Origin of the sequence: Dorea sp. 210702-DFI.3.125, from assembly GCF_020560945.1 — a bacterium.
Classification (GTDB): domain Bacteria; phylum Bacillota; class Clostridia; order Lachnospirales; family Lachnospiraceae; genus Dorea; species Dorea formicigenerans.
In genome coordinates this window covers 23,618-48,469 of the sequence record NZ_JAJCNF010000014.1, presented here as the reverse complement: position 1 = coordinate 48,469, position 24,852 = coordinate 23,618, and the positions used below count along the sequence as shown (strand labels likewise).

Here is a 24,852-nt window from a genome sequence, read left to right as displayed (position 1 = left end):
TCCTGATGACAGATTCAAAAAAATTATTTTTTACATTCAAAAAAAATAATTTTTACATTGAAAATCTGACAGGTTTGTTATATTATGTACAGAGACTTTTAAGTAAACGTCGCGAAGGAGGATTTTATGAGACACTTGATGAGTCCACTTGATTTCACAGTGGAAGAATTAGACAATCTTATGGATTTAGCCCAGGACATCGAAAAGAACCCTAAGAAATATGCTCATGCATGTGATGGAAAGAAATTAGCAACTTTATTTTTTGAACCAAGTACACGTACTAGACTCAGTCATGAAGCAGCAATGCTTAATCTCGGAGGTAGTGTTCTTGGTTTTTCTTCTGCCGATTCCAGTTCTGCAACAAAAGGGGAAACTGTTGCAGATACGATTCGTATGATTTCCTGTTATGCGGATATCTGTGCAATGAGACATCCGAAAGAAGGAGCTGCGCTGGTAGCCAGCGAGCATTCCAGAATCCCTGTCATCAATGCAGGAGACGGCGGACATCAGCATCCGACACAGACCCTGACCGATCTGCTTACGATCCGTTCTTTAAAAGGTCATCTTGATAATATCACGATCGGTCTTTGCGGAGATTTAAAATTTGGCCGTACCGTTCACTCTCTGATTCACGCTCTGGTGCGTTACAAAAATGTAAAATTCATTCTAATCTCACCAGAAGAACTTCGTGTTCCAAGTTATATCCGCAATGATGTTCTCGACAAAGAACATGCACAGTACGAAGAGGTCGTTCGTCTGGAAGATGCGCTTCCAAAGCTCGATATTCTCTACATGACCCGTGTACAGAAAGAACGTTTCTTCAATGAAGAAGACTATATCCGTATGAAAGATTTTTATGTACTGGATGCTCAGAAGATGGAGCTTGCGCCAAAGGATATGTATGTACTTCACCCACTTCCTAGAGTAAATGAAATTGCTGTTGAAGTTGATGATGACCCAAGAGCTGCTTATTTCGCTCAGGCTCAGTACGGAGTATACATTCGAATGGCTCTGATTCTGACATTACTGGAAATCGAAGTCTAAGGAGGAATATACTATGGTTAAGAATACACTGAATGTAGGTCAGATCTCAGAAGGATTTGTACTGGATCACATCCAGGCAGGAAGAAGTATGGATATTTACAAATATCTTCACTTAGATCAACTGGACTGCTGTGTTGCAATTATCAAAAATGCAAAAAGTAACTGTATGGGCAAAAAGGATATCATGAAAATCGAATGTCCGATCGATTTTATGGATCTTGACATCCTTGGTTTCATTGATCACAACATTACTGTCAACATTATCCAGAATGAGAAGGTTGTTGCAAAAAAATGTCTTCACCTTCCTCGCGAAATCCGCAATGTGATTCGCTGTAAAAATCCTCGTTGTATCACTTCTATTGAGCAGGGACTGGATCATGTCTTCGTACTGACCGATCCGGACGAAGAAGTATACCGCTGCAAATACTGCGAAGAAAAATATCAGGGAAGACTTGGTAAACGCAAATAAAACTTCCTGTTTTAACTATGCAGACAGTTATCTTTTATTTATGAATTGATGATAAACATTGAATTAAATGTATAAAAAAAGATTTTCAGTTTCAATTTTCGAAGCTGAAAATCTTTTTTATTACCATATTGGAATAAAACAAAAGCAAGCAAGACGATAAGCCGGGTTATGTCGTTGAGTGATCATCTATCTAGACCTGATGTTGCCATCAGGTTCCAGCGACCTACCTGAGACTTGACGGGCCGCCAAATTGTCTCTGCACGGTCTTGCTTCGAGTGGGGTTTACATGTGCCCCGGTCGTTACCGGCCGGGCGGTAGTCTCTTACACTGCCCTTCCACCCTTACCTGTCCATTCTCATAAGAGTCTGTCAGGCGGTACATTTCTGTTGCACTGGCCTTGGAGTCGCCTCCACCGGACGTTATCCGGCACCCTGCCCTGCGAAGCCCGGACTTTCCTCACCTGCTGCCTTTCGGCAATTACAGCCGCGATCACCTGTCTTACTTGCAAGTATTTATTATATCATATTTTTTCTAAAAAGAAAGAACTTTTTTTACCTCATTGCATCTGCCGCAGAAGTTGCGAGTTCATCGCATCGCTCATTCTGAGGATGTCCATCATGTCCTTTCACCCAGATAAATGTCACATTGTGTGGCTCTTTCGCTTCCAGAAGCCGTTTCCAGAGATCCACATTTTTTACAGGCTCATTCTTTCCACGTTTCCAGCCTTTCTTCAGCCACCCTCCGATCCAGTTCTGATTGAATGCATCTACCACATACTTTGAATCAGAATACAACTTCACATCACACGGACGGTTCAATGCTTCCAGTCCAGCTATGACTGCCATCAACTCCATGCGGTTATTCGTTGTCTTCTCATATCCCTTTGACAATTCCTTTATATGAAGTTCGCCTTTTGAATCTACGTACTCTAAAATGGTTCCGTATCCTCCCGGTCCATCCGGGTTTCCTCTGGCTGCTCCATCGGTGTATATACTGACCAGCATCTATCTTTCCTCCTCGAAATAAAAGCTCTGCCCCGGTTCTTTCACCTTCATGATCCGCTCTCTATACGGCTCCGACACTGAATTTTTCAAAAACTTATCTAAAATGTCATACCCCCACATATGCATTGGGAATACAATCTTTGTATTCGTATGCTGCATAAAATAATTGATACCAAGTACAGACTCTTCTCCCTGTCTGGAATCAAGCGGGAAAAATGCATAATCAATTTCTTCACCCTCGATTTTTGCAATCTCTTTCTGATATGCCTGTCTCATCGGTTCATTCCAGGTCTCATCATCCTCTTCTTCCCAGTACCACCAGTTCAGATCTCCTGCATGAAAAAATGTTTTCTCTTTCACCCTTACAAGAAATGCCACACCTTCATCGGTGGATTTCAGTGTATGAATCCTTAAATCCCAAATATTAAAATCTGCATCTGCACCTATATGTTCCGTCTGAGCTTTTGGTCCTGCCGCCTCAATGTCATCAGATAAAATATAGTGGATATTCTCATATTCTTCTGCCCACGTAAATATTTTCTTTTTAAAATGATCGTAGTGCACATGACTTGCAAATACACAGATTTTTTTATCTTTATCAAACTGTGGCAGATTTCCTTTATAATAATCAAAAATCAATACATAATCGTCACACTCAACAGCAAATCCGCTATGTTCCAGGTAAGTAATTTTAATCATTATTTTATTCCCTGTGCCACTTCAACTGCATGCATGACCTCTGGCAAGATGTATCCAAGACATTCCTTTACAGCTCCTGCTTTTCCAGGAAGATTTACAATCACAACCTTTCCACGGATTCCTGCCGCTGCACGGTTCAACATAGCTCTTTTTGTCAGTGTAAGCATGTGTGCACGCATACCTTCCGGGATTCCAAGAAGTGGTCTGTCTACAACTTCCATAGTTGCCTCCGGTGTGCAGTCTTCCGGTCCGCAGCCTGCTCCGCCTGTTGTCAGGATCAGGTCTGCAAGATTTCCGTCTGCCATTCTCTGGAAAACAGTAGATAATACAGTTTTGTCTGTCGGGAGAGCCTTCATGAACACAACGTCAAGCCCTGCTTCCTCCACCATCTTGCGGATTACTTTTCCACTTGCATCCTCCTGCTCTCCTTTATAAACTGCTGTACTTGCAGTAATAATCGCTACTTTCATCAAATTGTACCTCCATACATTTTTTCTATCTCATTCAAAATCTTATCTTTTTTTCTTAAGTTCCTTTTTGACATTCATAAAATAGTATAGCACAAATTATGCAGGGGGTAAATCATTTTTATATGATGATGCACACCAGTCCTCCATTACTGTCATTGACAATCTTCTGCATTGTATCCTGAAGCTTTGTCTGGCTTTCATCCCCGATCATGGCAATTTTACTCCGGATACCATCCATCACTAATTCTTCCACAGATTTTCCGAAAATGTTCGTCTCCCAGATTCCATGTTCGGTTTCTGCTTCCTGCTTAATGAATGTAAGAAGATCTTTCGCCTGATCTTCTGTTCCGACAATCGGTGCAATCTCTGTCTCAATATTCGCCCGGATCAGATGGATAGACGGGGCCTTTGAATGTATCTTCACGCCATATTTATTTCCCTGTTTGATAAGCTCCGGCTCCAAAAGTGTAATTTCATCTCTTACCGGACTGACCACCCCATATCCTTTCATTCGAACAGTTGTAAATGCGTCCCGGACTCCTTCATATTCTTCCTTTAATTTCGCAAGTTCCTGAATTGTTGCAACCAGCTCATATTGTCCTGCAATCTTCGTTCCCGTCATCTCGCTTAACATTTCGTAATAATATCTTTCTGGTATAGAAATGCTGATATTCACACAGCCCTGACCCATTCCAATCTGATCCACTTTGCAGGAATCTATGTACTCACTCTCAGAAACATCTATACTTCCAAGAGCATCCCGGATTTTGGTAAGTCGTTCCAGAATCACTCTCACATGTTCAATCAGATCTTGTTTGATCTTGTGGTCTCTTGGAAGCATCTCCACCCATTTCGGAACAAAAAACTGAATTTCAGATATCGGAAACTCAAAAAGGACTTCCGATAAAATCTGGCAGATATCCTCTCTGGTAAGTTTTTCACAGTTGACCGGCAGCGCCCGTACTCCATATTCCTGTTCCAGATTCTTCGCGGTATTCTGCGCCCGTTCTCCCTGCGGCTCTTTTGAATTCACAAGTACAATGAACGGCTTTCCGATTCCATTTAATTCCTGTATCGTCATACGCTCCGCATCTTTGTAATTTTCTCTTGGAATGTCTGTGATGGTACCGTCTGTCGTAATCACAATTCCAATGGTTGAATGATCATGAATTACTTTTCTAGTTCCAATCCCGGCAGCCTTTGCAAATGGAATCTCATAAGCAAACCACGGTGTTTTCACCTGTCTCTGGGAATCCCCGTCCATATAACCGGCAGCACCTTCTACCATATAACCGACGCAGTCAATCAGACGCACCTTCACATCCACGTCATCAGCAAGCCGGATTTTTGCTGCTTCCTTCGGCACGAACTTTGGTTCCGTTGTCATAATCGTGCGTCCCGAAGCAGATTGCGGCAGTTCATCCTGCGTACGCATTCTGGCATGTTCATCTTCCATTTCCGGAAGCACCAGCACATCCATGAATCTTTTAATAAATGTAGACTTTCCCGTCCGGACCGGTCCCACAACACCAATGTAGATTTCTCCATTCGTCCTCGTTTCGATATCTTTGTATACCTGAAATCTATCCATCAAAATACCCCCATGCATGAACTTGTTTTACTGTTAACAGATTATGCAGGAAACATTCCGAGTATGTATAGAATTCTGCTTACTATGTATGAATTTTCTGCTTATGGATTTACGGATCGTAGTGTTTTTTGCTCCATTGCAAGGAACATTCCGATGAGCCTTTTTAAGCAGGAAGGCATGAAACTTACTCTTAAAAATACAGAACACCTGATATATCAAATAACACGTGCGCCTTATGTACGATGGAAATGAGACTCTGTCAATCTTAACTGCCCTTGCAGATAAGATTGACTGCCTTAGAGGCTCATTGGAATGTTTCGTACATGAAGCAAGTGTATTCGATATACCAGGTGTTCGTCCTATTTTATGTTCTTGTTGTTCGTCCTGTTTTAATATCTTTTACAATTATTTCTCCCACGGAAGTGCTGTATGCTCCGCCTTATTATCTCTGAGCATGAGTTCATTAACTGCTTCTTTCGGGTCTTTTCCATCAAACAATACTTCGCTGACTTTATTGATGATCGGAAGTGATACTCCATATTTTTCGCCAAGTTTTACTGCTGCTTTTGCGGAATACACTCCTTCTACTACCATCTGAACCTCATCCATTGCTTCCTGCATGGATTTGCCCTGCCCCATGAGATAACCTGCTTTGCGGTTACGACTGTGGACACTGGCACACGTTACAATCAGATCACCGATTCCTGTAAGTCCGGAAAATGTCTCAACTGCGCCGCCCATTTTCACACCTAGTCTTGCAATCTCTGCAATTCCTCTTGTGATGAGTGCAGCCTTTGTATTATCTCCATATCCCATTCCGTCAGCAATACCTGCTGCCAGAGCGATGACATTTTTCAAAGAGCCGCCAAGTTCCATGCCAAGCATATCCGGGCTTGTATATACACGGAACACTTCACTTGCGAACATCTGCTGCAGATACTCGGCTGTCTTTTCCGTCTTTGCTCCCACAACAACAGTAGTCGGAAGTCCTCTTCCTACTTCCTCAGCGTGGCTTGGTCCGGACAGGACTGCTACATCAGCCTGTGGGATTTCATCCTCGATCTGCTGAGAAAGTGTCATCAGAGTTGCCTCTTCGATTCCTTTCGCAACATCAACAATGATCTGACCTTCCGCTACATATGGGCACATATTTTTCGCTGTTCCTCTTGTAAATGTAGATGGCACTGCCAGTACAAGGAAATCTTTTCCTTCTACAGCTTTCTTAAGATCTGTTGTAAATTTCATTGTATCCGGAAGCTTCACGCCCGGAAGCTTTGATTTGTGCTCACGCTCTTTATCCAGCATCCGGATCTCATCTTCCAGAATTGACCACATAGTCACATCGTGACCGTTTTTACTCAGAAGAAGCGCCAGTGCAGTCCCCCAGCTTCCTGCCCCTATCACACTTACCTTTGCCATAATCTTCCTCCTTATTATTTCTTTCCGATACTGATCTTATTCTCCGTACCGTTCATGAGTCTTACAATATTTGCCTTATGTTTATAAAATGCGGATAACATCAGAAATGCCGCAATTCCATACATTTCATAAAGATACGGCGGTTTTACACCAAATCCGCCCATCTGGCCATACACAACCACTTCGATCAGATAAATGATCACAACTGCCAGGGAGCCAAGAGACACATAACGTGTCACTGCCACGATTCCGAGAAATGCAAATAAACAGATCAAAACCATCCATACATTTGTCGTACTTAAGATCAGTCCGGCTGTCGCTGCGATTCCTTTTCCACCTTTAAAGTTCAGATAAAATGGATAGTTGTGCCCAAGTACCGCACCCATCCCTGCATACATGGCAAGGAGTGGGAAAATGTCTGCGTAAGTCTTTCCGTAAATCAGGTAAACCGTCACAACTGCAAAGACACATTTAAAGCAGTCTCCAAGAAGTGTGACAAGTCCCGCTTTGATTCCCATCGTGCGAAGAGCGTTAGTGCTTCCTGCATTGCCGCTTCCCTCTTTTCGGATATCAACTCCTCTCATCTTACCATAGATGTATCCTGTCTGGATCAGTCCAAATGCATACCCGATCAGTAGACATATAAAACGTTCCATTTTCTAATTATCCCTTTCTTTTCTTTCTCTCACAAAGAATTTTAGTGATGTTCCCTTGAAGCCAAAGGACTCTCTGATCTTATTCTCCAGATATCTCTGATAGGAGAAATGCATCAGTTCTTTATCATTGACAAAAATTACAAATGAAGGCGGCTTTACCGCTACCTGCGTCATGTAATAGATCTTCAGACGCTTTCCTTTATCTGACGGCGGCTGCTGCATTGCTGTTGCTTCCATCAGAATCTCATTAAGTACCCCTGTTGCAACACGCAGTGTCTGATTCTCAATAACCATATCAATCATATCGAACATTTTTGGAAGACGCTGACCTGTCACTGCAGACACGTACATAATCTCTGCGTATGGCATAAATGAAAGGACACGGCGCACTTCATTCTCGTACTCACGCATGGTCTTATCATTTTTCTCAATAGCATCCCACTTATTTACCACGATGATAACACCTTTTCCACGCTCATGAGCAATTCCTGCCACCTTGGCATCCTGTTCTGTCACACCCTGAGTCGCATCAATTACGACAAGGACCACATCTGCACGCTCCACCGCTGTTACGGTACGGATAATACTGTATCGCTCCAGTTCCTCTTTAATCTTATTCTTTCTGCGAAGCCCTGCTGTATCAATAAAGACATATTCTTTTCCATTGTGCACGATCTCCGTATCAATGGCATCCCTTGTTGTTCCTGCAATGTCACTGACGATCACACGCTGCTCTCCAAGAAGCTTGTTAATAATAGAAGACTTACCTACGTTCGGTTTTCCTACGATTGCCACACGCGGACGAGAGTCCTCTTCCTCTTCTCCTGCATGCTCCGGGAAATGTTCGATCACCTTATCAAGCATATCTCCAAGTCCGAGTCTTGATGATGCAGAGATTGGCACCGGATCACCGATTCCAAGATTATAGAACTCATAAGTATCTGCCATATATTTATCAAAATTATCTACTTTGTTTACAACAAGAATGACCGGCTTTCCGCTTCTTCTTAACATATCTGCAACTTTAGAATCGGAATCCACAAGCCCCTGCTTTACATCTGTAATAAAAATAATAACATCTGATGTATCAATAGCAATCTGAGCCTGTTCACGCATCTGCGACAGAATAATGTCCTTGCTCTCCGGTTCAATACCACCGGTGTCAATCAATGTAAAATCTTTATCAAGCCAGCTGACATCTGCGTAGATTCGATCACGGGTAACTCCCGGTGTGTCTTTTACAATTGAAATCTTCTCTCCTGCCAGCGCATTAAAAAGTGTGGACTTACCCACATTCGGTCTACCCACAATCGCTACTACTGGTTTACTCATATATTTATCTCCATTTCTGTAAATATTCGATTTTTCATCTTATCCACTTGATTTTACAATATCTGCTTCAACTTGTAAAGTTTATAAAATAGAAAACATACCATTGACCTTACATAGGTAAAAATGATATAACTGTAATGTGAGTTATGTTAGAACAAAATATCATTAAAAAAAATGAAATATTTATATGTAACAGGAGAGCGTTATGAACAACATTACGATTAACAGTAACAGTAATGATATCAAGGAGATGGAAAAGCTTTTCCCAAGAGCCCCTCTGAAGATCATTGCTATGGAAGGCTGCAAAGAACTGGGACAGAAAGTGAATGACTATATTGTCAACTTCAGACAGTCCTCTTACCGTGAAGAATTAAAATCACCAATGTATGCAACTTATCTTCAGGACAATTATCTGGTAGATGCACATTGCCCACGTTTTGGAAGCGGTGAAGCAAAAGGTGTCCTGAACGAATCTGTCCGTGGAAAAGACCTGTTTATTATGACAGATGTATGTAATTACAGCCTGACATATTCCGTCAACGGATATGTGAACCACATGTCACCGGACGATCACTATCAGGATCTGAAACGTCTGATTTCCGCTGCTAATGGTAAGGAACACCGCCTTAACATTATTATGCCGTTTTTGTATGAGAGCCGTCAGCACAAACGTACAAAACGCGAGTCTCTGGACTGCGCTTTGGCACTTCAGGAACTGATTGACATGGGCGTAGACAATATCTTCACATTTGATGCCCACGATCCGCGTGTACAGAATGCAATCCCGCTTTACGGATTCGACAGTTTCAACCCGCCATATCAGTTCATGAAAGCACTGCTTCGCGCAGAACCAAACCTTTCTGTTGACCCGGATCACCTGATGATCATTAGTCCGGATGAAGGTGCAATGTCCCGTGCCGTATACTTCTCCAACGTTATCGGAGTTGACATGGGTATGTTCTACAAGAGACGTGATTATTCAACAGTCATAAATGGAAAGAACCCAATTGTAGCACATGAGTTCTTAGGTTCTGATATCAAAGGGAAATCTGTCATCATCATCGATGATATGATTTCTTCCGGTGAAAGTATGTTGGACGTAGCTAAACAGATGAAAGACCGTGGTGCAAAACAGGTATTTGTATGTACAACATTTGGTCTTTTCACAGATGGATTTGAGAAATTTGACGAATTCCATGAGAAAGGTTATATTGATCGCGTGATCACTACGAACCTGACTTACCTCCCACCTGCATTCTATGAGAGAGACTACTTCACAGTTGCAGATATGAGTAAATTCATCGCGCTGATCATCGATTCCATGAACCACGATGTATCTATCAGTTCTGTATTAAGTCCGACTGACAGATTACACACTCTTCTTGAAAGACACAGAAAAGATTTAGCAGAGAAAAATTTATAGGATTTTTCTCATAATCAGATATATGTGCATTTTTATAGACCGCCAGTTAATAGCTGGCGGTTCTATTTTTCATGATTGGAAATAAGACTATGAACTTTTGAACATCAAAAAAGGAATAGTTACAAGAATCTCTTCCATCACTATTCCTTTTTATATTCTGATTATGTTTGATCAACCTGCAATTGTACCAATTAACGAATCACACGTACTCTTAACACATCTTTGACTTTTGTAAGATCTTCGATAACACTGTCTGTCACATCAGAATCTATATCAATCATCGTATATGCATACGCACCTTTGCTTTTATTCGTCATATCTGCGATATTCATATTATCATCTGCAAGGATCTTCGTGAATTGTCCGATCATATTCGGTACATTATGGTGAAGTAATGTAATTCTTGTATTTTCACCTTTGACTCCCATGTCGCAGTCCGGATAGTTTACAGAATGCTGGATGTTACCATTTTCCAGATAATTTCTTACTTCTGCAACTGCCATCTTCGCACAGTTATCTTCAGACTCTTCTGTAGAAGCTCCAAGGTGTGGTGTGATAATTGCACCTTTGACTCCTGCCACGATTGGTGTTGGGAAATCTGTCACATAGTTCTTAACATGTCCGGAAACAAGTGCATCTACTACTGCCTCTTCATCAACCAGGACATTTCTTGCATAATTCAGAATGACAACACCATCTTTCATAAGACCAATCGCATTCTTGTCAATCATACCTTTTGTACTATCCATAGCCGGCACATGGATCGTGATATAATCACAATCTTTATAAAGCTCATCAACGGTCTTTGCATGATGAATATTTCTGGACAGTCTCCATGCTGCATCCACAGACAGATATGGATCATATCCGTAAACTTCCATTCCAAGATGTACAGCTGCATTAGCAACAAGAACACCGATGGCTCCAAGTCCAATGACTCCCAGCTTCTTACCTTCGATTTCGCAACCGGCAAACTGTTTCTTTGCCTTTTCGGCATCTTTTAAGATATTGCCGTCTTCTTCATTCTCCTGGACCCAGTTGATTCCTCCTATGATATCACGAGACGCAAGAAGCATACCTGCGATCACAAGCTCTTTTACACCATTTGCATTTGCTCCCGGTGTGTTGAATACAACGATTCCCTGCTCCGCACATGTATCCAGAGGAATGTTATTAACTCCAGCTCCTGCTCTTCCAATAGCCTTTAAGTTTTTGTCAAACTCCATGTCATGCATAACTGCACTTCTTACGAGAAGCGCATCTGCACCTTCTGCAGTATCAATCTTTGTATAATCTTCTGTAAAGTTATTCAATCCAATATCTGCGATTGGATTTAAGCAATGATATTTGTACATATTAAGCGTTCTCCTTTTCAAATTTCTTCATGAATTCGACTAATGCTTCCACGCCTTCGATTGGCATCGCGTTGTAAATACTAGCACGCATACCTCCGACAGTACGGTGCCCTTTTAAATTTACAAATCCGGCTGCATCTGCTTCTTTGACGAATTTAGCCTCCAGATCTTTGTCACCAATTACGAATGGAACATTCATAAGAGAACGGTCTTTTGGTACAACAGTTCCTTTGAACATCTTGCTCTGATCCAGGTAATCATACAGAATCTTTGCTTTTTTCTCATTGTGTTCTTTCATTGCAGCAAGTCCGCCCTGTTTTTTCAACCATTTGAAGACTTTGCCGCAAATATAAATTCCATAACACGGAGGTGTGTTATAAAGAGAACCTTTGTCCGCCTGTGTTTTATATTTTAACATAGTCGGTGTGCCCGGAAGTACGTCATCACGAATCAAATCTTCACGGATAATTGCAATCACAACTCCGGCAGGTCCGATATTTTTCTGTACTCCACCATAGAGAACACCGTATTTTTCTACATCGTGAGGCTCTGACAGGAAACAGGAAGATACATCTGCAACCAGCGTCTTGCCTTTCGTATTCGGAAGTTCTTTGTACTTCGTTCCATAGATTGTATTATTCTCACAGATATATACGTAATCTGCATCGTCATCAATCGGAAGATCGGAACAATCCGGAATATAAGAAAATGTCTTATCTGCGGAAGATGCAATGACATTCACCTTGCCGTATTTTTCTGCCTCTTGTGCTGCTTTTTTCGCCCACTGACCTGTCACAATATAATCTGCGACACCATTTTTCATCAGGTTCATAGGAACTGCAGCGAACTGCTGGGATGCGCCTCCCTGCAAGAACAGTACCTTATAATTGTCCGGAATATTCAGTAAGTCTCTAAGATCTGCTTCTGCCTCATCGATAATATTCTGGAATACCTGAGAGCGGTGACTCATTTCCATCACGGACATTCCTGAACCCTGATAATCCAGCATCTCTGATGCTGCTTCTTTAAGGACCTCCACCGGTAACATTGCCGGACCTGCTGAAAAATTGTACACTCTACTCATAGTATTGCCTCCATTTCCCTTGCTCTTTTTGAGCTGTTAATTTGTTTATTATTTATTCTTCAAATCTGCTTCATCAAACGCTTCACTGATTGCCGCTCCAGGCGCAACCATTGGCCATACCTTATCATCACTGTCAATCTGACAATCGATGACAACCGGTCTTCCAAGATTCATTGCCTTTTCAAAAGCTGATTTAAATTCTTCCTGTGTTGTTGCGCGGATGCCTTCTGCACCCATTGCTTCTGCAAGTTTTACAAAATCTACTGCATCATTCAGTACTGTCGCAGAGTATCTCTGTCCGTAAAACAGATTCTGCCATTGTCGTACCATACCAAGAACGTGGTTGTTGATGACTACCTGAATCACTGGAATATTGTGGCGGACTGCAGTTGCGATCTCATTCATATTCATTCTAAAGCAACCGTCTCCTGCAATATTGACAACCACTTTGTCTTCTCTTCCACTCTTCGCTCCAAGAGCTGCGCCAAGACCATATCCCATGGTTCCAAGTCCTCCTGATGTCAGGAATGTTCTTGGTTTTGTATATTTATAAAACTGTGCTGCCCACATCTGATGCTGTCCGACCTCTGTAGAAATAATAGCCTCGCCCTTTGTCTGGCGATAAATCTCTTCTACTACGAACGGACCACTCAATACATCTTTATGATAAACTAGTGGATATTTTTCTTTGTATTCCTGAATTTTAGTCACCCATTCTGCATGATCCTGCTGTTCCAGGCGCTCATTCAATCTGTCAAGAACGACTTTTATGTCTCCTACAACACCTGCAGAAATCATCACATTTTTGTTCATCTCGGCAACATCTACATCAATCTGGATAATCTTTGCATTCTGTGCAAATTTCTGTGCATTTCCGGTTACACGGTCACTGAATCTTGCTCCGATCACAATCAGAAGATCACACTCACTGACACCGTAATTGGAGGTTTTTGTTCCATGCATTCCAAGCATTCCTGTATATAACGGGTCTGTTCCAGGAAATGCTCCCTTTCCCATAAGAGAATCTGTTACCGGTGCATCCACTTTTTTTGCAAATGTATAAAGTTCTTCGCTGGCTCCGGATAAAATTGCTCCTCCACCAACGAAGATATAAGGCTTCTTTGCCTCCTTTATCATCTCTACTGCTGTATCAAGCTGTGTTTCACAGATATTCTGTGATGGCTCTACAGCTACAGGCTTTTCTTTTACATACTCTGCCTTATTTGCAGTGACATCTTTCGGAATATCAATCAGAACCGGACCCGGACGGCCTTTTTTCGCAATGGCAAATGCCTTACGGATCGTCGCTGCCAGATTATTTACATCCTTTACAATAAAGTTATGCTTTGTAATTGGTAACGTAATTCCTGTAATATCAATCTCCTGGAAACTGTCTTTTCCAAGGAGGGAAACTCCTACATTACATGTGATTGCAACAATCGGAATGGAATCCATATATGCCGTAGCAATCCCTGTTACAAGATTCGTAGCTCCCGGTCCACTCGTTGCAAGACACACACCAACTTTACCCGTTGCTCTCGCATATCCGTCTGCTGCATGCGCTGCTCCCTGTTCGTGGGAAGTCAGGATATGCTTGATTTCATTCTGATGTTTATATAATTCATCGTACACATTTAAAATTGCTCCGCCAGGATACCCAAATACAGTATCCACGCCTTGCTCTTTCAAACATTCGATTACGATTTCTGATCCTGTCAACTGCATACTTTATAACTCCTGTTCTATCATTATTTAGCTTTCGGTACTTCCAGGATTGCTCCCCGGTTTCCGGATGTAACCATAGCTGCATATCTTGCAAGGTATCCAGTTGTAACCTTCGGCTCTCTTGGCTGCCATTTTTCTTTTCTCTTAGCCAGTTCTTCATCAGATACATCTAACTCAAGCTTCATGTTCGGGATATCAATCTTAATGATGTCTCCTTCTTCTACAAGTGCGATTGGTCCGCCAACTGCAGCCTCTGGTGAAACATGTCCAATAGATGCTCCTCTGGAAGCTCCACTGAAACGTCCGTCTGTGATCAGAGCAACGCTGGAACCAAGTCCCATTCCTGCGATTGCAGAAGTCGGGTTCAACATCTCTCTCATACCAGGACCGCCCTTTGGTCCTTCATAACGGATAACAACAACATCACCGTGGTTGATCTTGCCGCCTTTGATTGCTGTGATTGCATCTTCCTCACATTCGAAGACTCTTGCCGGTCCTTCATGTACAAGCATTTCATCTACTACTGCAGAACGCTTTACAACACTTCCGTCCGGTGCAAGATTTCCTTTTAATACTGCAAGTCCGCCTGTCTGGCTGTACGGATTGTCGATTGGACGGATAACCTCTGGATCTTTGTTCTGCACTCCTTCAATGTTCTCGCCTACTGTCTTACCTGTAACTGTCATGCAGTCTGTATGAAGCAGTCCTTTTTTGTTCAGTTCAGCCATAACCGCATAGACACCACCTGCCTCATTGAGATCCTCCATATAAGTCGGACCTGCCGGCGCAAGGTGGCAAAGGTTTGGAGTCTTTTCACTGATTCCATTTGCGAAATCAATCTCAAAATCCATACCAATCTCATGTGCGATTGCCGGAAGGTGAAGCATACTGTTTGTAGAACATCCAAGTGCCATATCAACCGTCAATGCATTCAAGATTGCATCCTCTGTCATAATATCTCTTGGACGGATATTTTTCTCCAATAATTCCATAACCTTCATACCTGCATGTTTTGCAAGACGAATTCTCTCAGAATATACAGCCGGGATTGTTCCGTTTCCACGAAGTCCCATTCCAAGCACTTCAGTCAGACAGTTCATACTGTTGGCTGTATACATACCAGAACAAGATCCGCATGTTGGACATACTTTGTTCTCAAATTCGCACAGATCTTCATCAGAAAGTGTTCCTGCTGCATTCGCTCCAACAGCCTCGAACATGCTGGAAAGACTTCTCTTCTGGCCTTTTACATGTCCTGCCAGCATCGGTCCTCCACTGACAAAGATTGTCGGAATATTAATTCTGGCTGCTGCCATCAGAAGTCCCGGTACGTTCTTATCGCAGTTCGGAACCATAACAAGTGCATCGAACTGATGCGCCATTGCCATAGCCTCTGTAGAGTCTGCAATCAGATCTCTTGTTACAAGAGAATACTTCATTCCAATATGTCCCATCGCAATTCCATCACAGACTGCGATTGCCGGAAATACAACTGGTGTTCCACCAGCCATTGCAACACCCTGTTTTACTGCATTTACGATCTTATCCAAATTCATATGTCCTGGAACGATTTCATTATAAGAACTTACAATACCAACTAATGGTCTGTCCATCTCTTCCTGTGTCATTCCCAGTGCATTAAAAAGGGAACGATGTGGTGCCTGCTGTTTTCCTTTTGTTACTGTATCACTTCTCATGTTTTTGTTCTCCTTTTTGTATTATTCTTTCATACCACACTTTATTCTATATATTTGCTGCGATTTCATCACCCATCCGGGCTGTTCCGATCTGAGTCTTTCCTTCAGACATGATATCAATGGTACGATATCCATCTTTTAATACTTTTGCCACAGATGCCTCAATTGCGTCTGCTTCTTTGTCAAGGTCAAAACTAAATCTTAACATCATTGCTGCAGAAAGAATTGTTGCAATTGGATTTGCAATTCCCTGTCCTGCAATATCCGGTGCAGATCCGCCGCTTGGCTCATAAAGACCAAATTTTGTCTCGTTCAGGCTTGCGCTTGCAAGCATTCCGATGGATCCTGTGATCATACTTGCCTCGTCAGAAAGAATATCTCCGAACATGTTCTCTGTCAGGATAACATCGAACTGTTTCGGGTCTTTTACCAACTGCATTGCACTGTTATCTACAAGCATGTGCTCCAAAGTTACTTCCGGGTAATCCTTTGCAACTTCTTCCACTACTTTTCTCCAGAGTCTGGAAGAATCCAGAACATTTGCTTTATCTACACTTGTAACTTTCTTTCTGCGCTTCATTGCAATGTCAAATGCTCTCTTTGCAATTCTGCGGATTTCATTCTCATTATATGTAAGACTGTCAAATGCAGTCATCACTCCGTCGACTTCTTCTGTCTTTCTCTCTCCAAAGTAAAGTCCACCGGTAAGCTCTCTCATGATCATCAGATCAAATCCGCCTTCTGTGATCTCTTCTTTTAACGGACATGCTCCTTTCAATTCATCGTAAAGAATTGCCGGTCTTAAGTTTGCAAAAAGATTCAACTCTTTACGGATACGGAGAAGTCCTGCCTCCGGTCTTTTAGATGGCTCTAATTTATACCATGGTGATGTACTTGTGTTTCCACCGATAGATCCCATCAGAACTGCATCGCAGGATTTTGCCTCTGCTACTGTCTCATCTGTAAGAGGAACACCATGCACATCGATGGAAGCTCCACCCATCAGTAACTGTCTGTACTCTATATTATGACCGTAACGCTTGGCTACTTTATCTAATACTTTCATCGCCTCTGTTACGATTTCCGGGCCAATTCCGTCCCCTTTGATCACGCCAATTTTTAAATTCATATGTATCTTCCTTCCTAGACTAGTGCTGCAAAAAAATCTATGTTTTTTATATTAGCCTATTTTTTAACAGATTTCAATACTTTAATACGCTAAACCTATCAAAAAACTGCTCCGGCACCTAGAAAATAAGCAAATACTCCATCAAAATCACATATCTAATGCAATTTGTATCATATTATCAAATCCCAGTTGCCGCTCCCTGGCAGATAATTTTTCATCTTTGTATAAATGATCGGAAATTGTAAGCATGCAGAGTGCCTTTTTTCCTGCTCTTGCTGCATTCATATAAAGTGCTGCTGCTTCCATTTCCACTGCAAGTACTCCCATCTTGCGCCAACGGTCATTGACTGTCGGATCATCATTATAAAATACATCGGAAGTAAGTACATTTCCGGCACGGACTGTCAGACCTTTCTCTCTTACCGTGTTTACGGCACTTTCCAGTAATTCATAATCCGCAATCGGTGCAAATGTTCCCGGAAGATTATACTGTGCGGCATAATTCGAATCTGTACAGGCACCTACAGCAATGACCACATCCCGAAGATCCACATCATCCTGAAGGGCTCCTGCCGAGCCGATGCGGATAATTTCTTCCACTTCATATTCATGGTACAGTTCATAAGTATAGATTCCGACCGACGGAACTCCCATACCGCCTCCCATAACAGAAATCTTCTCTCCTTTATAAGTTCCCGTGTATCCGAGCATATTTCTCACAGTATTAAAACATACTGCATCTTCCAAAAAATGTTCCGCAATATATTTTGCACGAAGCGGATCTCCCGGCATCAGAACTCGTTTTGCAATCTCTCCTTTTTCTGCTTCATTGTGTGGTGTTCCCATAGCATTATCTCCTCTCTTTTCTGATCAGTATACGAAGTGCTTCTACTGCTGTACGAATCGATGCCTCTGTATCATGCACGATTGGATTATCCAGTCCTTTCTTTGCCCGCTCCTGGTTCGCCATTGTAAGAAGAACCGTTCCAATCCGTACTTTCCTGTAACTTGCCACAACGAATAGTGCTGCTGATTCCATCTCTGAGGCCAGGCAGCCACACTGAACCCATGCATTCCATTTATTTAACAGTTCATATCCAACAGGCTTCGTCTGTGGTGCATGCTGCCCATAAAAAGAATCTTTACATTCCACCACCCCCACATGATAAGGAATTTTCAGATTTTCTGCTGCTTCTACAAGCGCATTCGTGATATGAAAATCCGATACTGCCGGAAACTCAACTGGCGCATATTCTTTGCTTGTTCCTTCCATGCGGACTGCTCCTGTAGCAATGACAAGATCACCACTTTTTACCTCTAACTGCATACCTCCACTTGTTCCCACCCGGATAAATGTATCGGCTCCTACATTTGCCAGTTCTTCCAGTGCGATTGCCGCAGACGGACCTCCAATCCCGGTCGACGTTACACTGACTTTCTCCCCTTCCAGATAGCCGGTATAAGTTGTAAATTCACGACTGTCTGCTACGGGCAGAGCATCTTCAAAATGTTCTGCAATCTTCTGACAGCGCTTTGGATCTCCGGTCAGGATCACATATCTCCCAACATCCCCTTCTTCCAGTTGTACGTGATACTGTCTGTCTTTGTCTTCTGAATAATTAATCATATGACATACCTCCTTCGCATCATTACACATGAAACTTTTTATACATTTCTTCTTTAAATTCTTTTTTTCTAAATAGAAGTAGTCTTATAAAGAATAAAAAGCTTAAGCCCACACAGATAACTGCAAATGCACGGTACAAGATCACACCTGTCGCCATCAGAATCAGAGGCAATACCATGCTGTAGACCGATGCCATTACATAGTAAATCATATATTCTTTTGGCGGATGTGACTGGATCCTTGCAATCAACTCCATCAATATCTCCACGATCAGGCAGACTAGCGGCAATACCAGATCTACCGACCACCTGTGCCACCCTGTGAAAATATCCCACAAAATACTTCCTATGCTCACAATAAGCAACTGCCACATCGCATTCTTAAGTAAATTATAACGTTTCAGGTATCCGGTTGCAAATGCAAGCCACATACTAAATCCTCCTGCTACCGCAAATATCCACCAGTGTAAATCTGGTGTCAGGATCAGATTTAACATGATACACAGAACAACTGCTGCAATACAGCAGAAATTAAAAATCTGAAATACTTTCTTTCCTTCATAATTGGGTTTAGCCTCTTTCGGGTAATCTGCTTCCACTTTTTTTACGAAGATTCCCTGTTCCTTCAATATGCGATAAAAATTACGCTGAATATTCGTGCTGTCATATCTGGAAGTAAACGCAAATGACAATGTATCTCCAAAAGAGCATACGCAAAGCTCTGTACGCATGGTGCTTGTGTAAACTCCGAAACGTTCAATATATTTTGCATATTCCGGCGGCATCTTCACCACACTCATATTGGACAATACTGCTGTCACTTCCCGCTCTGCAAGCTTCGCTCCCATCTTGATACAACGGTTCTTCAGTTCCAGTGGCGCCCATTTTAAAATTTTATGTTTCTCATAGGCAATCAAATTGTTCATACGTTCCGCAATTTTTTCTTTTGACAGATTTTCTTCAAAATACTGCTTTGTTGCTTCCAGCACATCATCAAAAGAATCTTTGCCTTCCCCGAAACGATATCCCGGTTCAATATAACTAAAAAAATTCAGCATAGAATCAGATGGAAAAATTTTTCTCAAATTCACTGGAACCATTAAAATTACAGGCTTTTTTTCCTGAATCTTACTTTGTTCTTCATGAATCGCACAGATCATCGCTGCCGTCAAAAATACAGACATGGATACGCCATGTTTTCTTGATACTTCCAGAAGTTCTTTTACTGAGGCAGTCGTCTCTCCAATCTGAAGTTCTTCATATTCCTTACTCTCCCGGCGAATCTGATAAGCATGATTCTTTTTCTTTCTCGTGCCACGCTCATCTGGATTGTAGTAACGGCCAAAACCATCCTCCTCCTGATCTTTTACTGTCAGATCTTGCTCCGTAAGGATCACATTTTCCAGACCATCCTTTTCATGCATCAGATAAAGATAGTTCTTCACAAGCTCACGCAAAAATTCAGTTGCTCCCGTCCCGTCTGTCAGTGCATGAAACACTTCAAAATTAATCCGGTTCTTATAATAGGTGACTTCAAATAATAATTCTTTTTTATCTCTTATATAAAGATGGCTGCACGGTTCCTTGTACTCTTCCCTTACGACCGGCCGCAGATCACTTTTCTCGAGATAATGCCAGAAAAGTCCTTTTCGCATGACTGACAGAAAGACCGGATACTTCTGGATTGTCTGATCCAATGCCATCTTAAGAATACTTCCGTCAATCTTTTCTTTTAATACGCAGTAAAAGCGAAATACCCTTGTATCCTTCGGGCTGCTGGCAGCGGAAAACATTTTTGCCGCATTGTCCAGATTCCGCCAATATGCTCTTCTTTGCTGGAACACTTTTATTCCCTCCTACCTAAGAACTGATTGATCAGTTCAAAACTTTCCTGCACATGGAAATACCGGATCCCAAGCGCAAAATATCCGTGAAGCGCATCTTTGATTCGATGAACCTCCACGTAATTACCGGCTTCCTTTAGCCGTTTTCCATATTCTTCCCCTTCATCTCGAAGTGGATCGAACTCTGCTGTCAGAATTAATGTATCCGGTTGATTTCTGTAATCCGTCTCCATCAGTGGTGCAAAATATTTATTCTTCTTATCCTCTTCTCTGGCCGCATAAAAATCAATATAATCACACATCTTTCCTGCTGTCAGAAGATAATCACTTCCACAGTCTTTTACAGACTGGAACCTGGAAGTATCACTGTAGTCATTATTCACTGCCGGATAGATCAAAATCTGTCTTTGAGGCTTAAAAATCCCATCATCTCTTGCTTTCAGTGAAACTGCTGCCGCAAGATTTCCGCCAGCACTGTCACCGATCAATGTAATGCGTTGAGGATTCACATTTAAAATAAACCGATTTGTATAAATGGCTTTGGCCACTGCATAACAGTCCATAAAACCTGTTGGAAATGGATGTTCCGGCGCCAGTCTGTATTCTACCGACACCACAATATGTTCTGTCGCGGATGCCAGTCTTGCACAGATTCTTTCATAATTATCAATACAATCCGTTACCCAGCCGCCACCGTGGAAGAACAAAAAGACCGGAAGATCTTCCGTCACCTTTTCTCTCGGCAGATAAATACGCACCGGCACTTCATAATCTCCGTTATATATCTTGTAATCGATTGTTTTGTGAAAGATTTTCATTGGGTCTATCGCTTTGAGGCTGGCAAGATGTCTGGCTGCCTCCACCTCAATCCCGTCAAACGACAGTGCCTTTAAAATCTTCTTCATAGAATGATTGATCGCCATATAGAAAAAGAAGAACCCCGGTCCCGGGATTCTTCTTCACTCCTCATCTTCCTATTCAGCAGATGCTTTCTCAACCTGTGCGATTGCTGCTTTCTGCATCGGGATTCTACAGTTCTTATTATTACCAAACTCTACGATAAGATCATCATCTGTAATGTCGATGATTACTCCGTAGAAACCGCTTGTTGTAAGTACGGTATCACCGACTTCCATCTCTGCGATCATCTCCTGGATTCTCTTCTGCTCTTTTTTCTGTGGGCGCATGAATAACATATAAAATCCACCGAATATTACTACATATACCAAAATCAGTACTACCCAGTTTGTTCCTGCGCTCTGTGCTGCCAATGCGTACATAATATTTCCTCCTAAATTTCATTAAACACTGTTTCTACTATACAGGAATTTGACATTTTCATCAAGATATTTTCATCATTTCTACGCGATTTTATAAATATTTTCTATTTTTACAATTCTCACCTGAAAATTCTGCCCGTTCCTGTACCAATTCAAGAATGCCTCGGCATTCTTGCTGCGAGGTGGGAGTCATCTCCCCGCTGATATCATCTGCGATTTTTCTGATCTGCCTGTGATCTACTCGCCCTCTGCCATTCTGCGAAGCTTCTCTTCTTTATATTCTTTGTATCTTCCTGCCTCAATTGCCTCGCGGATCTCTTCCATCATCTTATTATAGAAATATAGATTATGAAGTACACAAAATCTCATACCGAGCATCTCCTTTGCTTTCAGAAGATGTCTCACATAAGCTCTGGAATAGGTTCTGCATACCGGGCAGTTACAACCTTCCTCAATTGGTCTTGTATCTAACTCATACTTGGCATTGAACAGATTCATCTTTCCATGATTCGTATACACATGTCCATGGCGTCCGTTTCTGCTTGGATATACACAGTCAAAGAAGTCAACACCACGTTCTACAGCTTCCAGAATATTCGCCGGTGTTCCGACTCCCATCAGATACGTCGGTTTATTCTGTGGCAGATGCGGCACAACTGCATCCAGAATCCGGTACATCTCCTCATGACTCTCTCCAACTGCAAGTCCGCCGACTGCATAGCCGTCCAGATCCAGTTCTGAAATCTCCTGTGCATGGCGCACACGGATATCCTCATACACGCCGCCCTGATTGATGCCGAATAACATCTGATGCTTGTTAATTGTATCCGGCAGACTGTTCAGTCTGTCCATCTCTGCTTTACATCTCTTAAGCCATCTGGTCGTACGGTTCACAGAATTTTCCATATAATCCCGGTCTGCAACACTGGACGGACACTCGTCAAATGCCATCGCAATGGTGGAGGCCAGATTGGACTGGATCTGCATACTCTGCTCCGGTCCCATAAAAATCTTTCTTCCATCGATATGAGAGTTAAAGTATACTCCCTCTTCTTTTATTCTTCTGAGCCCTGCCAGCGAAAACACCTGAAATCCACCGGAATCAGTAAGAATCGGCTTGTCCCACACCATAAACTTATGAAGACCGCCAAGTTTCTTTACGACCTCATCTCCCGGTCTTACATGAAGATGATATGTGTTGGATAATTCAACCTGTGTCCCAATCTCCTGCAGATCTGTTGTTGACACCGCGCCCTTGATTGCCGCAATAGTTCCTACATTCATAAATACAGGGGTCTCAATGACCCCATGTACTGTATGTAATCTTCCTCTTTTGGCAAGACCATCTGTCTTTAATAATTCATACATGATCTTTCCCTCTCTTTTTCTTTTTTTAATAATGACATACTACCGGGCATCCATCCGGAATCAGGTCATAAAGTGCCGCCGCTTTATCTTTCGGCATATTAACACAGCCATGTGAACCGTGACTTAAATATCTGTTGCCTCCAAATGAAGACTGCCATGTTGCATCGTGGAATCCGATACCTCCATTAAATGGCATCCAGTAAGCAACCGATGTCTCGTACTCGTAAGTTCCATCTGGTTTCTTTGTTCCGCGAAGTGTCTTATTTTTTGACTTGTATGCCAAAGAATAGGTTCCCTGCGGTGTCGCATTTCCCTTGTTCGGATTACCTGTTACAATATCGGTCTCCAGCGCAATCTGTCCGTCTTTAATAAACCACATATGCTGCGTGGTAAGATCGACTTCTGCATATGTATTTCCCATATCCATTGCAGTATGGTTGGCTGCACGACTGGAATATTCCGGCTCTCTTGTTACAGTCTCAGCATTCTGGATATTGGCGATCAATGCATCATACTCTGCATCCTGATTGATTTTCCAGCCATAACCGCCACCTTCAACTGTGACAGTATTGCCTGTTGCAGTTGTAAACTGACGCGGTTTTCCTTTCGTATTATATTTTGTTGCAAGAGCAGCAATATACTCTTTTACTGCTTCCTGATTAAATGTAACGTTCATATCTGCATCCACAATCACCCACTGTGAAATGACAGATGCATCTACCACTTCTGTATTCGGATTAAAGTCATATGTAACATTCGCTCCAAGATAGCTGTTCATGGTATCCTTTGCTGCCACTACTTCCTGGGAATCTGATAAAAATCTCGGTTTGATATAGCAGTTCGTATCTGTCAGATTCAAGGTATCCTGGAATCCTTCTATCGACTCTCTGATATCTTTATTAAATGTCTCTGTATCAATCTGCGTACCAATGACCTCTGGCACGACCACAAACTCTGTATTCTGGAATTCTGGATGCGCATCTACAGAAGCCACCTGATTCTCTTCTTTCAGGCAATTCAAACTCTCAATACGCCTTGCAAGTGCATTCTCATCATACTTCACTCCAATCTTTGCCTCAATCACCGGCTTCTCCCACAGAGATGTAATCCAAAGAAACTTGTTCTGCTTCTTTGCCAACTCTTTAACTTCATCTCCCGGCACATATTCCAAAGAAATCTCGCTTCCTGTAATCTGTTCACTGTCGCCGTCAGATTCCTGAAGTGTCAAAGTATAATCCGCAACCTGTTGTTCCATATATTTTTCCACCTGTGCAACACTCTTCAATGCAAAATTATTACCATTGATCGTTGTGTTGAACATAAAATGACTGTCAAAGTAAAACGCCATGCCAACATAAGCAACTACCAGAACTGCTAAGATCACACCAAACGTGATACCTACCTTCTTGCCAATGCCGCCTCTCTTTGGTTTCTCATCTTCATCTTCGTCCAGAGATACAAAGTCTGTCTCGAAATCTTCATCGTCATTATAATCTACGTCAAACTCGTCTCTGCCTTCTTCTACTACTTCTTCTTCGTACTCGTTTTTCTTCTTTTTTCCAAACATGTTCGTCAAACTCCCCTTTTCTAGTTCACACGCTATCATTATAATATGCACTCTTCTAAAAGTACAGAGC

At 42.1% G+C, this 24,852-nt stretch carries 22 protein-coding genes and 1 other RNA gene; 3 read left to right on the top strand and 20 right to left on the bottom strand.

Annotation, left to right across the window (positions count from 1 at the left end; genetic code table 11):
• Positions 1 to 126 precede the first annotated feature (126 nt).
• Both pyrB and LI164_RS08380 read left to right on the top strand, forming a co-directional pair.
• Entirely contained in the window at positions 127 to 1,044 is a 918-nt protein-coding gene (gene pyrB, locus LI164_RS08385; protein ID WP_040015297.1) for an aspartate carbamoyltransferase, read from the top strand.
• 13 nt (positions 1,045 to 1,057) lie between these two features.
• A complete protein-coding gene (locus LI164_RS08380; RefSeq protein WP_117606065.1) occupies positions 1,058 to 1,513 on the top strand; it encodes an aspartate carbamoyltransferase regulatory subunit in 456 nt (151 codons plus the stop codon).
• 141 nt (positions 1,514 to 1,654) lie between these two features.
• Here the strand turns inward: LI164_RS08380 and rnpB are convergent.
• From rnpB to der, 8 genes are all read right to left on the bottom strand, one after another.
• An RNA gene (rnpB, locus tag LI164_RS08375) (RNase P RNA component class A) lies at positions 1,655 to 2,018 on the bottom strand.
• 46 nt (positions 2,019 to 2,064) lie between these two features.
• On the bottom strand, positions 2,065 to 2,517 hold the full coding sequence (gene rnhA / locus LI164_RS08370) for a ribonuclease HI (protein ID WP_005331130.1): 453 nt from the start codon (positions 2,515 to 2,517) through the stop codon (positions 2,065 to 2,067).
• The gene (locus LI164_RS08365; protein WP_117606064.1) at positions 2,518 to 3,216 is read right to left on the bottom strand and encodes an MBL fold metallo-hydrolase; all 699 of its coding nucleotides are present in this window, start codon (positions 3,214 to 3,216) and stop codon (positions 2,518 to 2,520) included. It abuts the gene before it with no gap.
• Entirely contained in the window at positions 3,216 to 3,686 is a 471-nt protein-coding gene (locus LI164_RS08360; RefSeq protein WP_117606063.1) for a molybdenum cofactor biosynthesis protein B, read from the bottom strand. The genes LI164_RS08365 and LI164_RS08360 overlap by 1 nt, the downstream gene beginning before the upstream one ends.
• 118 nt (positions 3,687 to 3,804) lie before the next feature.
• Complete coding sequence (gene spoIVA, locus LI164_RS08355) at positions 3,805 to 5,277, bottom strand: stage IV sporulation protein A (protein ID WP_215684076.1); 1,473 nt, start codon at positions 5,275 to 5,277, stop codon at positions 3,805 to 3,807.
• A gap of 405 nt (positions 5,278 to 5,682) precedes the next feature.
• On the bottom strand, positions 5,683 to 6,696 hold the full coding sequence (locus LI164_RS08350; RefSeq protein ID WP_117606060.1) for an NAD(P)H-dependent glycerol-3-phosphate dehydrogenase: 1,014 nt from the start codon (positions 6,694 to 6,696) through the stop codon (positions 5,683 to 5,685).
• A gap of 14 nt (positions 6,697 to 6,710) precedes the next feature.
• Positions 6,711 to 7,352 (bottom strand): glycerol-3-phosphate 1-O-acyltransferase PlsY, encoded by a 642-nt coding sequence (plsY, locus tag LI164_RS08345; protein WP_117606059.1) that lies wholly within the window; start codon positions 7,350 to 7,352, stop codon positions 6,711 to 6,713.
• Positions 7,353 to 7,355: 3 nt separating this feature from the next.
• Entirely contained in the window at positions 7,356 to 8,684 is a 1,329-nt protein-coding gene (der, locus tag LI164_RS08340; RefSeq protein WP_005331138.1) for a ribosome biogenesis GTPase Der, read from the bottom strand.
• A 205-nt stretch (positions 8,685 to 8,889) separates the two neighbouring features.
• Here der and LI164_RS08335 point away from each other — a divergent pair, with 205 nt between their 5' ends.
• A complete protein-coding gene (locus tag LI164_RS08335; RefSeq protein WP_117606058.1) occupies positions 8,890 to 10,107 on the top strand; it encodes a ribose-phosphate pyrophosphokinase in 1,218 nt (405 codons plus the stop codon).
• 191 nt (positions 10,108 to 10,298) lie between these two features.
• On the opposite strand, the gene LI164_RS08330 is transcribed toward LI164_RS08335, so the two are convergent.
• From LI164_RS08330 to LI164_RS08275, 12 genes are all read right to left on the bottom strand, one after another.
• Positions 10,299 to 11,462 carry a phosphoglycerate dehydrogenase gene (locus LI164_RS08330; protein ID WP_117606057.1) on the bottom strand — a complete coding sequence of 388 codons (1,164 nt, stop codon included), beginning with the start codon at positions 11,460 to 11,462 and terminating at the stop codon, positions 10,299 to 10,301.
• Between the two features lies 1 nt (position 11,463).
• Positions 11,464 to 12,546 (bottom strand): 3-phosphoserine/phosphohydroxythreonine transaminase, encoded by a 1,083-nt coding sequence (gene serC / locus LI164_RS08325; protein WP_005331142.1) that lies wholly within the window; start codon positions 12,544 to 12,546, stop codon positions 11,464 to 11,466.
• Between the two features lie 48 nt (positions 12,547 to 12,594).
• Positions 12,595 to 14,271, bottom strand: a complete 1,677-nt coding sequence (ilvB, locus tag LI164_RS08320; RefSeq protein WP_117606056.1) for a biosynthetic-type acetolactate synthase large subunit — start codon at positions 14,269 to 14,271, stop codon at positions 12,595 to 12,597.
• Between the two features lie 23 nt (positions 14,272 to 14,294).
• Positions 14,295 to 15,968 (bottom strand): dihydroxy-acid dehydratase, encoded by a 1,674-nt coding sequence (gene ilvD / locus LI164_RS08315; protein WP_005331144.1) that lies wholly within the window; start codon positions 15,966 to 15,968, stop codon positions 14,295 to 14,297.
• 46 nt (positions 15,969 to 16,014) lie between these two features.
• Positions 16,015 to 17,097 carry a 3-isopropylmalate dehydrogenase gene (leuB, locus tag LI164_RS08310; RefSeq protein WP_005331145.1) on the bottom strand — a complete coding sequence of 361 codons (1,083 nt, stop codon included), beginning with the start codon at positions 17,095 to 17,097 and terminating at the stop codon, positions 16,015 to 16,017.
• A 147-nt stretch (positions 17,098 to 17,244) separates the two neighbouring features.
• Complete coding sequence (gene deoD, locus LI164_RS08305) at positions 17,245 to 17,943, bottom strand: purine-nucleoside phosphorylase (RefSeq protein ID WP_005331146.1); 699 nt, start codon at positions 17,941 to 17,943, stop codon at positions 17,245 to 17,247.
• Between the two features lie 4 nt (positions 17,944 to 17,947).
• A complete protein-coding gene (gene udp / locus LI164_RS08300; protein WP_117606055.1) occupies positions 17,948 to 18,724 on the bottom strand; it encodes a uridine phosphorylase in 777 nt (258 codons plus the stop codon).
• 22 nt (positions 18,725 to 18,746) lie between these two features.
• On the bottom strand, positions 18,747 to 20,567 hold the full coding sequence (locus tag LI164_RS08295) for a DUF6320 domain-containing protein (RefSeq protein WP_117606054.1): 1,821 nt from the start codon (positions 20,565 to 20,567) through the stop codon (positions 18,747 to 18,749).
• A gap of 2 nt (positions 20,568 to 20,569) precedes the next feature.
• Positions 20,570 to 21,490 (bottom strand): alpha/beta hydrolase, encoded by a 921-nt coding sequence (locus LI164_RS08290; RefSeq protein ID WP_117606053.1) that lies wholly within the window; start codon positions 21,488 to 21,490, stop codon positions 20,570 to 20,572.
• A 51-nt stretch (positions 21,491 to 21,541) separates the two neighbouring features.
• A complete protein-coding gene (gene yajC, locus LI164_RS08285) occupies positions 21,542 to 21,847 on the bottom strand; it encodes a preprotein translocase subunit YajC (protein WP_005331150.1) in 306 nt (101 codons plus the stop codon).
• 237 nt (positions 21,848 to 22,084) lie between these two features.
• Positions 22,085 to 23,215 (bottom strand): tRNA guanosine(34) transglycosylase Tgt, encoded by a 1,131-nt coding sequence (gene tgt / locus LI164_RS08280; protein WP_117606052.1) that lies wholly within the window; start codon positions 23,213 to 23,215, stop codon positions 22,085 to 22,087.
• Between the two features lie 25 nt (positions 23,216 to 23,240).
• Positions 23,241 to 24,782 (bottom strand): peptidoglycan binding domain-containing protein, encoded by a 1,542-nt coding sequence (locus LI164_RS08275; protein ID WP_227086995.1) that lies wholly within the window; start codon positions 24,780 to 24,782, stop codon positions 23,241 to 23,243.
• Positions 24,783 to 24,852: the final 70 nt, after the last annotated feature.